This is a genomic window from Caulobacter sp. HMWF025, assembly GCF_003060965.1.
Lineage (GTDB): Bacteria > Pseudomonadota > Alphaproteobacteria > Caulobacterales > Caulobacteraceae > Caulobacter.
In genome coordinates this window covers 58,924-69,788 of sequence record NZ_QAII01000045.1, presented here as the reverse complement: position 1 = coordinate 69,788, position 10,865 = coordinate 58,924, and the positions used below count along the sequence as shown (strand labels likewise).

Below are 10,865 nucleotides of genomic sequence, written 5' to 3'. Positions count from 1 at the left end.
GCCCCAGGCGCCCCGTGCCACGCTCCAGGTCCAGCCGCAGCCCCCGATCGTGGCCGCGCTTGTCGAGCCTGAGCCTGTGCCGACCCCCGCCCCGGTCCGTCGCGCCGCGCCGCCGCCTCCACCGCTGTTTCCGGACGAGGACGATGCGGATCTCGTCGATGACGACCTCGGCGACGACCTCCCGTTCGGCGACGATCCGCCCTGGGCTCCGGATCCGCCTCCGCGTCAGGCCCCGCCGGCCCCTACCTACAAGCCGGTATCCAAGGCCACGCCGAGGTCCCAGGCCCAGCAGGACGAGCTACCCTTCGACCTGGATGACTAGACTTGGTGGTCTTGCTGGGGCGGGGTGCCAGGCCTAGGCTTCTGCCGCGAACCCGGAGTGTTCCATGCGCATCCTGTTGATTGCCGGCCTGACCCTCGCAGCCGTGACCTCCGCTCAGGCGGACGAGGCCCGAAAGCCCCTCATCCTGTCCCGGGCGGACTCCAACCGTGACGGCGTCGTCAGCCAGGACGAAACCGCCGCTGTTCTGGTCCGGACCTCAGGCGTAGGCGAGCTCGCCGTGCCGCGCCCTCGCGCCGCCGTGGCCGAACCGGAGTTTGACGCCACCGAACCCGGCCCCTTGGACATGGCCCGCCGGATCGTCCCGGCCAGCGAGTTCGAACTGGCCAATGAGGACCGCTTCATCCGGGAAGTCCGGCGCCGTCGCTGACTCCCGTCAGCCCGCCGTTGACACGGCAAGCCAGGCCGCCATGGCCAGCAGGGACAGGGCAAAGCCGCCGCGCACGATCTTGCTGGCACTGGCCCGCCGCAGCACGGCCCCGGCCCGGTCGGCCAACAGGACAATGGTCGTGTGGATCACGACGCTGACCAGCACATGGCTGCTGCCCAGAACCAGGGCCTGGGTCGCCGGAGCAGCGTGGTCGGGTTTGATGAACCCCGGCAGCAGGGTCACATAGAACAGCGCCGCCTTGGGATTGAGCAGATTGGCCAGCAGGCCGTGCTGGAAGTAGCGCCAGTCGCTGCCCGGAGCGGCTCCGTCAGCCGTCTCGGCCTCGCCTTCGCGCCAGGCGTCATAGGCCATCCAGACCATGTAGAGCACGCCGGACCAACGCAGCAGCTGATAGAGGCCCCGGTTCTGGCGCAGCACCTCGGTCAGGCCGAACACCGCGGCCAGCATGTAGACCGAGAGGCCGCAGGTGATGCCGAGGACCGTCACGAACCCCGCCCGTCGGCCCTGCAGCGCCGACAGCCCGGCGAGGTAGCCCATATTGGGCCCCGGGGTCAGTTCGATGAGGATGATCGCCGCAAGGAACGGGGCGATCATCCCCGGATCGACAGGCCAGGCCGCGTGAGGCAAGGCCCCGCGCCCCTAGAGGTCAGCGTAGACGTGGGTTTCCTCGGCCGCGCCGGGGTGCGTGGTCGCCCCCAGATAGGCCGGACCCACCAGCTGGGTGAACTTCCAGATCGCGCCGCTGTTGTAGTTGTGCTTGCGCGGCACCCACAGCGCCTTGCGGCGGGCGAGTTCCTCGGGCTCGACCTCGAGGTCGATCGTGCCCTTGGTCGCGTCGATGCTGATGATGTCACCGTCCTGCACCAGGGCGATGGGCCCCCCGACGGCGGCCTCCGGACCCACGTGGCCGATGCACAGGCCGCGCGTGGCACCCGAGAAGCGGCCGTCGGTGATCAGGGCGATGTTCTCGACGCCCTGACCGTAGATCGCAGCGGTGGTTGACAGCATCTCGCGCATACCCGGCCCGCCCTTGGGCCCCTCATAGCGGATGACCAGGACGTCGCCTTCCTTGTAGTCGCGGTTCGAGACGGCCTCGAAACAGGCGGCTTCGCCGTCGAACACCCGGGCCGGGCCACGGTGCACCTGGTGCTTGAGGCCCGCCACCTTGACGATGCCGCCCTCGGGCGCCAGCGAGCCCCACAGGCCGACCACGCCACCGGTCGGCGACAGCGGATTGGACACCGGACGGATCACGTCCTGGTCTTCGCGCCAGACCACGTCGGCCAGGTTCTCGGCCAGGGTCTTGCCGGTCACGGTCATGACATCGCCGTGCAGCAGGCCCGCCTCCAGCAGGGTGCGCAGCAGCATCGGCACGCCGCCGGCCTCGCCCATATCCTTGGCCACATAGCGGCCGCCAGGCTTGAGGTCGGCGATATAGGGGGTGCGGGCGGCGATCTCGGCCACGTCCTTGAGGGTGAATTCAATGCCGCACTCGTGGGCCATGGCCGGCAGGTGCAGGGCTCCGTTGGTCGAGCCGCCGGTGGCGGCCACAACGACGGCGGCGTTCTCGAACGCCTTGCGGGTGCAGATGTCGCGCGGGCGGATGTTCTGCTCGATCAGTCGCATCACCGCCTCACCCGAGGCGACAGCGTACTGGTCGCGGTCCAGATAGGGAGCCGGCAGGGCCGAGGACAGCGGCAGGGCCAGGCCGATGGCCTCGGAGACGCAGGCCATGGTGTTGGCGGTGAACTGGCCGCCGCAAGCCCCGTCCGACGGACAGGCATGCTTTTCCAGCTCGCACAGGGTCTTCTCGTCCATGGTCCCGGCCGCGAAGGCGCCGACGCCCTCGAAGACGTCCATGACGGTGATGTCCTTGCCGTTGAAGCGGCCCGGCAGGATTGAACCGCCGTACAGGAACACCGAGGGCACGTTGAGGCGCAGCATGGCCATCATCATGCCCGGCAGGCTCTTGTCGCAGCCGGCGACGCCGACGAGGGCGTCATAGCCGTGGCCGCGCATGGTCAGTTCGACCGAGTCGGCGATGCAGTCGCGGCTGACCAGTGAGCTGCGCATGCCCTCATGGCCCATGGCGATGCCGTCAGTGACGGTGATGGTGCAGAACTCGCGGGGGGTGCCGCCGGCGGCCTCGACGCCCTTGGCCACGGCATTGGCCTGACGCATCAGGGCCGTGTTGCACGGAGCTGCCTCGTTCCAGCACGAGGCCACGCCCACGAACGGCTGGGCGATGTCGCGGGTGCCCAGGCCCATGGCATAGTAATATGAGCGGTGCGGCGCGCGGGCCGGACCTTCGGTCACGTGCCGGCTCGGCAGTTTGGACTTGTCCCAGCTTCCGTCAGGTTTCCTGGTCATGGCGCACGCCCTTGCGAATTGGAGGGGTGTCCTTACCGCTGCCAGACCGGGCGCGAAAGGCCCCAATGAGGATTATTCCTCCATTGAAACGGGCCAACCCGTTCATTCCGTGCCTCAACCCCGCCGATACGCCCCTGTCCGAGGCATGTTTCAGGCTGGCACCGGCGCGGCCTCGATCCGGTCCAGGAAGGTGGACAGGGCCGACACCCATCCGCGCGAGGCTTCGACATCGCTCAGCCCACCCGCCGCTTCCAGGGCCGCCCCGATGTCCGTGATGGCCTGAAACCCGAACGCTCCGCCCGATCCCCGCAGATTGTGCCCAAGCAGGATGACGGTCTCGAAGTCCGGCACGGCCAGGGCGACTCCCAGATCGATAACAGTCTGCCGGCAGTTGTGCAGATAGGCTGGCGTTCGCTCGGCCAGTTTCCGCGCCGCCGGCGAAATCCTGAGTTTGGGTGCCCCTGCCGCAACGGCCTGGCCCTTAGCGGTAGAGTGTTCCCGGATCGCCTGCAGCAGTACCTCCTGCTTGATGGGCTTGGTCAAATAGGCCGTGCAACCCGCCGCGAGACAGGTTTCCCGGTCACCTTTAAGGGCAGACGCCGTCAGGGCGATGATCGGCGCGGGCGGGCGGCCATTGGCGACCTCCCAGGCGCGAATGGTGCGCGTGGCCGTGAGGCCGTCCATGACGGGCATCTGACGATCCATCAGCACAAGATCGTAGTGACAGACCTCAAACATGGCGCAGGCAGTCGCGCCGGTCTCGGCGACGTCAACGCAATAGGGCGTGTCTGCCAGATAGGCCAAAGCGATCGTGCGATTGTCCGGCGAGTCCTCGGCCAGCAGGATCCGCAGCGCGGGCTGGGGGCTATCTGGACCCGCGTCCTGCGGGGCCAGCCTGGGGCGATCAGCGTCGGCCCAGATGGCGAACGGCACTGTAAAGCCAAAGGAGCTCCCGACCTCAATCTCACTTTCGACCCAGATCCTTCCCCCCATCAGCTCGACCAGCTGTTTGGAGATGGTCAGGCCCAGCCCTGACCCGCCAAACCGGCGGGTCGTCGAAGAGTCTGCCTGGGTGAAGCGTTCGAACACCTGGCGCAGCTTGTCGCCCGGGATGCCGATGCCGGTGTCCACAACCGTAAAACGCAGGTCGGTGGGGTTGGAACCGTCGCGCTCGCTTTCCACCGTCAGTGACACGCGTCCGGACAGGGTGAACTTGATGGCGTTGCCCAGCAGGTTCAGCAGCACCTGCCGCAACCGGGCCGGGTCGCCGATCAGGTCGTTCCCGACGTCCGGCGCGATCGTCCAAACCAGCGACAGGCCCTTCTGGTGGGCCCGCGGCGCGACCATTTCGATCACCTTCTCCAGATGATCATTGAGGGAGAAGCCCGTCCGCTCCAGGTCCAACTGCGAGGCTTCCACCTTGGACAGGTCGAGGATGTCGTTGATCAGGTTGAGCAGATTGTCGCCTGAGCGCCGGAAGATCTGGACATACTTGTCCTGCTCGGGGGTCAGTTCGGTCTTGGCCAGCAGATCGGCGATCCCCATGATCGAGTTCATCGGGGTGCGGATTTCGTGGCTCATGCTGGCGAGAAAGTCGGACTTGGTGCGGCTGGCGCTCTCGGCGTCGGCCTTGGCCTGTTGCAACTCGGCCTCGACCCGCTTGCGCTCGGTGACATCGCGGGCCGCGGCAAACACGCCCTGCAGCGTTCGCTTGCGGTCATAGAAGGTGGTGGCGTTATAGGAGACGACAGTCTGCTTGCCGTCGCGGGCGCGGGCGGTCAGTTCGTAGTCGGTGACCGATTTCTCGCTCAGCACCCGCTTGATGCCGGCCTCGGCGCGGTCGGGATCGGTGAAGCAGTCCTTGAACGGCGCGCCGATCAGCTCGTCGCGGGTGCAGCCGGTCAGGGCCTCCATCTGCTTGTTGACGTCTGTGATGATCCCGGCGGGGTCGGTGGTCATCAGGGCGTCGATGTTGGATTCGATCAGTGAGCGCGTGTAGAATTGCTGGTCGCGAAGCCGCTGGTCGGACTTCTTCTGCTCCTCCTCCACCAGCTTGCGGGCGGTGTTGTCGGTGCCGATCAGCAGGTAGCCGATGATGGTGTCCTGCGCGTCGCGCAGGGCGGTGACGTTCACGACCGCCGGAAACCGGGTCCCGTCCTTGCGGATATAGGTCAGCTCATAGATGTCCTCGATGCCGCACGAGGCCTTGAACACCAGGGCTTCGAAGCCGGGCGTGATCGGAGTGGCCAGCTCGGCGCTGAGGGCCTGGGCCCGGGCGATCAGTTCCTGGGGATCGGAAATGTCGGCGGGGGTGATGGTATTCATCACCTCGGCGGCGGTGTAGCCCAGCATCCGCTCGGCCCCGACATTGAAGATCTGGATCACCCCCCGCGCGTCGGTGGCGATGCTCGAGAAGTTGGCACTGTTGAAGATGGCACTCTGCAGGGCACCGGCCGCGACGATTGATTCTTCAGTCTGGCGATGCACCGCGACGGCCTCGCCCGGGATGGCGAACGCGCTGGCGGTACTCTCCGCTTTGGAAATGGGGATGGGGATTCCTAGCTCAGATGGACGACAACGAGGGCCGACGGGCCGTCGCATGGACTTAGGGGGTTAGAGTCTCGAGCAGTGCCCCCAGCGACAGGCCAAGGCCTTCGGGGGAGTAGGGCTTCCGAAGGAAGTGACCGCCATTCACGAACAGAGCCGACATCTCGGCGCTGAGCGGCGTTCCCGAGGTGTAGAGGACCCGCAGGTCTGGCCGGATCTTGATGGCCTGGTTGGCGACATCGTAGCCGCCCAGGGCCAGGGTCCGCAGGCGGATGTCGACAAACAGCGCGTCGATTGAACCTGATGCCGACAGATGCACCAGGGCCTCCGTCAGATCACTGGCCATAAGGGGGCTGTGGCCCATGTCCTCCACGGCCCACTCTGCGGCCTGAAGGACGAAAACCTCGTCCTCAACAATGAGGATCGTCGCCATCAGAATGCCTGACAGCGGTGGCGCAGCGAGAGACGTGACATGTCGAGATACCTCTGGCGCCGTCCTGTTGGACCCCCGACGCAAGTCCAAAACGCGCTCGCGCCGACAAGGTTCCACGCCCGACGGATAAATTTTCGCCGCCCTGCGAGGCGGGTCAGCCCTCCGCTGCCTGCTCCACTGCCAGGGCCAGATCGAGGGCCCGGGCCGCTTCGACCCCGGTGACAACCGGACGCGGGGTCTCGCCGCGTACCGCCGCCAGGAAGCCCGCGACGCTGAGGCCCAGCGGATCCTTGCCGGCCGGGGTTTCTGTGAAGTCCTCGATCAGCGGGAACGGGGTGGTGTTGCGGAAAGTGCGGGCCAGAAAGTCGATCTCGACCTCGCCGGAGGGATAGACCACCTTCATGGTCCGCTCGCGGGCCTCGGCGACGCGCGAGGCGTCGAACACGGCCGTGAAGCCGTTCTCGAACGTGGCCTCGACCTTGACCCAGTCCAGCGAGGTCGAGCGGGTGATGGCCCCCTCGCCTTCCACGGTCACGGGCTCGGCGGCGCAGAGGGCGAGCGCCAGGTCGATGTCGTGAATCATCAGATCCAGCACCACCGAGACGTCCAGATTGCGGTCCGAGGGCGTGCCGCGACGCACGGCTTCAAGGCGTAGGGGCTGCTCGGGAATGTCGAGCAGGCCCATGGCCTGGAACACCACCCGCTCCTGATGGCCGCAAGCCAGGGGCACGCCGGCCTTGCGGGCCGCGGCGACCATGGCGTCGGCATCTTGCGGCGTCACCGCCAGGGGCTTTTCCGAATAGACCGGCTTGCCCGCCTTCAGGGCCGCCAGGGCCGCACCGGCATGATGGACGGCGGGGGTGGCGACGGTCACCACGTCGACGGCGGCCAGGAAAGTGGCCATGTCGTCATAGGGCGTCGCGCCCAGGGGCTCGGCCAGGGCTGCCGCACGGGCGAGATCAATGTCGAACACGGCGACGAGATCAACGTCCGGCAGTTCGGCATACTTCTTGGCGTGATAGCCGCCGAACACGCCGGCACCGACAACGCCAGCCTTCAGGGGGGCCGTCTTGAGGATCGCTTGGGTCATGCCGGATGTCTAAACCGGTTCGCCGCCGGTTAGAAGCACTGGAGCATGACGTCAGGACAGGCTAAACAAGCGTTTAAATTAGAAACTCTCAGGGAAACGCCCCATGACCGCCTCACGCGAAATCCGACTGAAGAGCCGCCCTGTCGGGGTTCCGACCCATGCCGACTTCGAACTGGCCACCGTCGAGGTCGCTGCGCCTGGCGAGGGCGAGGTTCAGGTCAAGAACCTCTGGATGTCGGTCGACCCCTATATGCGCGGCCGCATGTACGACCGGGCCAGCTACGTGCCGCCGTTCGAGCTGGGCAAGGCCCTGCAGGGCGGCGCGATCGGCCAGATCGTCGCCTCGAACGATCCCGACTTCGCGGTCGGTGACATCGTCAATTCGATGTTCGGCTGGCGTGAACTGTTCAACGTCTCGCCGGCCGCGATCCGGGCCGCCGGTGGCGCGCTGGGGGCCCTGACCAAGATCGACACCCACGGCCTGCCGCCCCAGGCCTTCCTCGGCATCCTCGGCATGCCGGGCATGACCGCCTATGCGGGCCTGCTGCGCGTGGCCGCCCTGAAGGACGGCGACGTGGTGTTCGTCTCGGCCGCCGCCGGAGCCGTCGGCTCGGTGGTCTGCCAGATCGCCAAGCTGAAGGGTCACACCGTGATCGGCTCGGCCGGTGGTCCGGACAAGGTGGCGTTCCTGAAGTCGATCGGCGTCGATCACGTCATCGACTACAAGGCCACACCGGACGTGGTGGCCGAACTGGCCAAGGTCGCCCCCAAGGGCATCGACGTCTATTTCGAGAACGTCGGCGGCGTGCACCTGGAAGCGGCCATCAATTCGGCCCGTCCGTTCGCCCGCTTCGCCCTGTGCGGCATGATCTCGCAGTATAACGAGACCGGTAAGCCGGTCGGCCCGTCCAACATCATCCAGGCCGTCGGCAAGAGCCTGCGGATGGAGGGCTTCATCGTCTCCAACCACTACGACCTCTATCCGGCCTTCGTGCAGGACATGGCCGCCTGGATGGGCGCCGGAAAGCTGCAGTGGAAGGAAACCATCGAAGACGGCGTCGAGAATGCCCCCGAGGCCTTCATCAAGCTGTTCAACGGCGAGAACCTCGGCAAGATGCTGGTCAAGCTGGCCTAACCGCCCGCTACCGGCACGGCCTGTCATCCCGGAACCGCTTCGCGCCATCCGGGATGACAGGTGCCACCCGCCCCTCGCGCCGGCGTGATCGGGCGTGATCCAGAGGGGCCGAGTGATCACGATCTCACGCCCTGAGTCGCCGTCGGGTTGCTCCTTTCGGGTTTTTTCAGCCCCACCTTGCGCCCGTCCGGATGCCGGAGCGCACGCGCAACGTCCGCCCGCTGAACGATCGGACGCGCGTTTGAAATCTTGAAATCCGATACATTTCAGATATTTATCAGAACAATCCCAACGAAAGCCCGTCCCGACGCCCAGTCAGTTCACGGCTTTTTTGCCGCGAACGCGACTGCCGCGTGATTTCTGGTAGCGATTTCGTGATCGAAGTTTTATTATGGCACCTGCCGGTGGCTCTCCACGCCGGACGTCGACCCCAAGCCTCAAGCCCTCATTCCCGGACGCACCGTCAGGTCGCGGCCGGTCAGAGCGCCTGAACCCCGCAAGGTCGACCTGACCGGAGAAGCCCGGCCCGCCCGGACAGACCGAGACGATGACCCGATGAGCGATCGCTCCAGCCTCTTCGACCTGCGGACCTCCACAAGCGTCGCGCTCGACCAGGTGCTTCAGCGCCGCGACACCGTGGAGATCCCGGCCGAGGCCCCTCTGGCCATGCCGGTGCAGCATCTGGCGTTCTGGCAGGGCGGTGCGCGCCGCGCCACCAGCGTCGTCTCCGACATGAGCATGCGCCGCTGGATCGTCGGTCTGGCCACCCTCTTCATGGGCGCAGCCGGCTGGAAGGCCACCTTCGACACCGTCGCCCTCGGCGGCATCACCCGGCTGGAAGCTATCGTCCTGACCCTGCTGGTGCCGCTGTTCCTGGCCCTGTCGCTGTGGTTCTGCACTGCCTTTGCCGGCTTCGTCATCCTGCTGGGCAAGCCGAAGGACCCGCTGGGTATCGACAGCGCCAAGCCGATGCCCAAGCTGCGGGCCCGCACCGCCATCCTGATGCCCGTGCACAATGAAGACGCCACGGCCGTCTTCGCCCGCCTGCGGGCCATGGACGCCTCGCTGGCCGAGACCGGCGCCAGCCGCGCCTTCGACATCTTCATCCTCAGCGACACGCGCGACCCGGCCGTGGCCCTCGCCGAGCAGGCCTGCTTCGCGCGCTTCCGCCGTGAGGCCAACAGCGCCGTCTATTATCGCGTCCGCCAGGAAAACAAGGGCCGCAAGGCTGGCAACATCGCCGACTGGGTGAGCCGCTGGGGCAGCAGCTACGAGCACATGCTGGTGCTCGATGCCGACAGCCTGATGACCGGCGAGGCCATGGTTCGCCTGGCCGACGCCATGGAGCGTCACCCCGGGGCCGGCCTGATCCAGACCATGCCGATGATCATCAACGGCCAGACCATCTTCGCCCGCACCCTGCAGTTCGCCACGCGCCTGTATGGCCGCGTCGCCTGGACCGGCCTGGCCTGGTGGTCGGGCAGCGAGAGCTCGTTCTGGGGCCACAACGCCATTGTCCGCACCCGTGCCTTCGCCGAGACCTGCGGCCTGCCCTCGCTGGACGGCCCCAAGCCGTTCGGCGGCGAGGTAATGAGCCATGACGCCCTGGAAAGCGCCCTGCTGCGCCGCGGCGGCTGGAGCGTCCACCTGGCTCCCTATCTGGAAGGCTCCTACGAGGAGAGCCCCTCCAACCTGCTCGACTTCGCCACCCGCGACCGCCGCTGGTGCCGGGGCAATGTCCAGCACATCCCGCTGGTCGCCCTGCCCGGCCTGCACTGGCTGAGCCGCATGCACCTGGTGATCGGCGTGCTGAGCTATGTGCTGTCGCCGCTGTGGTTCATGGCCTTGTCGGCCGGGATCGTGTCGCGCCTGCTGATGCCCTCGCTCAAGAAGGCGGCCTTCACCATGGCCGACCTGCAAGCCGCCGCCCACGCCCTGATCGACTGGCGCGAGATCCAGGCCACCGCCTGGGCGATGATCATCACCTTCGTGCTGCTGTTCGGGCCCAAGATCCTCGGCACCATCCTGGTCTTCTCGCGTCCGGAAGAGCGCAAGGGTTTCGGCGGCCGTCGCCGGATCGCTGCGGGCCTCAGCGTCGAGATGCTGCTGTCGGCGCTGGTCGCGCCGATGCTGATGTTCACCCAGACCCGTGCCTTGGTCGAAATCCTCGCCGGCAAGGTCGGCGGCTGGGCCACCCAGCGCCGCGACGCCGACAAGGTCAGCGGGGCTGAAGCCTTCCGTGCGATGGGCTGGATCTCGATGACAGGCTGCGCCCTGGCCCTCGGCTTCTGGTTCACGCCGGACCTGCTGACCGCCACGGCGCCGATCCTGGCCGGCCTGATGCTGGCCGTGCCGCTGACCATGCTGGGAGCCCACAAGCTGGCCGGCCTGCGGGTCAAGGCCAACGGCCTGTTCATGACGCCGGAAGAGCGCCGCCCGCCGGCCATCGTCCGCGCCGCCCTCGGCCCGGTCTGCGAGCCGCCGGCCCGCTGGTTCGCCCGTGACGGCCGCACCGCTGCGGCGGCCGAGAAGACGGCCGAACAAACCGCCGTCTGATCG

8 protein-coding genes and 1 pseudogene are annotated in these 10,865 nt (G+C 67.1%); 4 read left to right on the top strand and 5 right to left on the bottom strand.

Annotation, left to right across the window (positions count from 1 at the left end; genetic code table 11):
- Nucleotides 1-322 (top strand): annotated as a pseudogene (locus tag DBR10_RS19035) (hypothetical protein); the annotation flags it as partial.
- A gap of 64 nt (nucleotides 323-386) precedes the next feature.
- A complete protein-coding gene (locus tag DBR10_RS05825) occupies nucleotides 387-710 on the top strand; it encodes a hypothetical protein (RefSeq protein ID WP_108504280.1) in 324 nt (107 codons plus the stop codon).
- A 6-nt stretch (nucleotides 711-716) separates the two neighbouring features.
- On the opposite strand, the gene DBR10_RS05820 is transcribed toward DBR10_RS05825, so the two are convergent.
- The 5 genes from DBR10_RS05820 to DBR10_RS05800 all read right to left on the bottom strand — a co-directional run bounded on the left by DBR10_RS05820 (nucleotide 717) and on the right by DBR10_RS05800 (nucleotide 7,171).
- Complete coding sequence (locus tag DBR10_RS05820; RefSeq protein ID WP_233243292.1) at nucleotides 717-1,325, bottom strand: LysE family translocator; 609 nt, start codon at nucleotides 1,323-1,325, stop codon at nucleotides 717-719.
- 45 nt (nucleotides 1,326-1,370) lie between these two features.
- Nucleotides 1,371-3,101 carry a dihydroxy-acid dehydratase gene (ilvD, locus tag DBR10_RS05815; protein ID WP_108504282.1) on the bottom strand — a complete coding sequence of 577 codons (1,731 nt, stop codon included), beginning with the start codon at nucleotides 3,099-3,101 and terminating at the stop codon, nucleotides 1,371-1,373.
- A 150-nt stretch (nucleotides 3,102-3,251) separates the two neighbouring features.
- Entirely contained in the window at nucleotides 3,252-5,588 is a 2,337-nt protein-coding gene (locus DBR10_RS05810) for a PAS domain S-box protein (protein WP_233243291.1), read from the bottom strand.
- A gap of 118 nt (nucleotides 5,589-5,706) precedes the next feature.
- Nucleotides 5,707-6,081 (bottom strand): response regulator, encoded by a 375-nt coding sequence (locus tag DBR10_RS05805; protein WP_108504284.1) that lies wholly within the window; start codon nucleotides 6,079-6,081, stop codon nucleotides 5,707-5,709.
- Between the two features lie 154 nt (nucleotides 6,082-6,235).
- Nucleotides 6,236-7,171, bottom strand: a complete 936-nt coding sequence (locus DBR10_RS05800) for a Gfo/Idh/MocA family protein (protein ID WP_108504285.1) — start codon at nucleotides 7,169-7,171, stop codon at nucleotides 6,236-6,238.
- Between the two features lie 103 nt (nucleotides 7,172-7,274).
- Between DBR10_RS05800 and DBR10_RS05795 the strand changes: the two genes are divergently transcribed.
- Together DBR10_RS05795 and mdoH are read left to right on the top strand one after the other, a co-directional pair.
- Complete coding sequence (locus DBR10_RS05795) at nucleotides 7,275-8,306, top strand: NADP-dependent oxidoreductase (RefSeq protein WP_108504286.1); 1,032 nt, start codon at nucleotides 7,275-7,277, stop codon at nucleotides 8,304-8,306.
- Between the two features lie 555 nt (nucleotides 8,307-8,861).
- Nucleotides 8,862-10,862, top strand: a complete 2,001-nt coding sequence (gene mdoH / locus DBR10_RS05790) for a glucans biosynthesis glucosyltransferase MdoH (RefSeq protein WP_108504287.1) — start codon at nucleotides 8,862-8,864, stop codon at nucleotides 10,860-10,862.
- Nucleotides 10,863-10,865 lie beyond the last annotated feature (3 nt).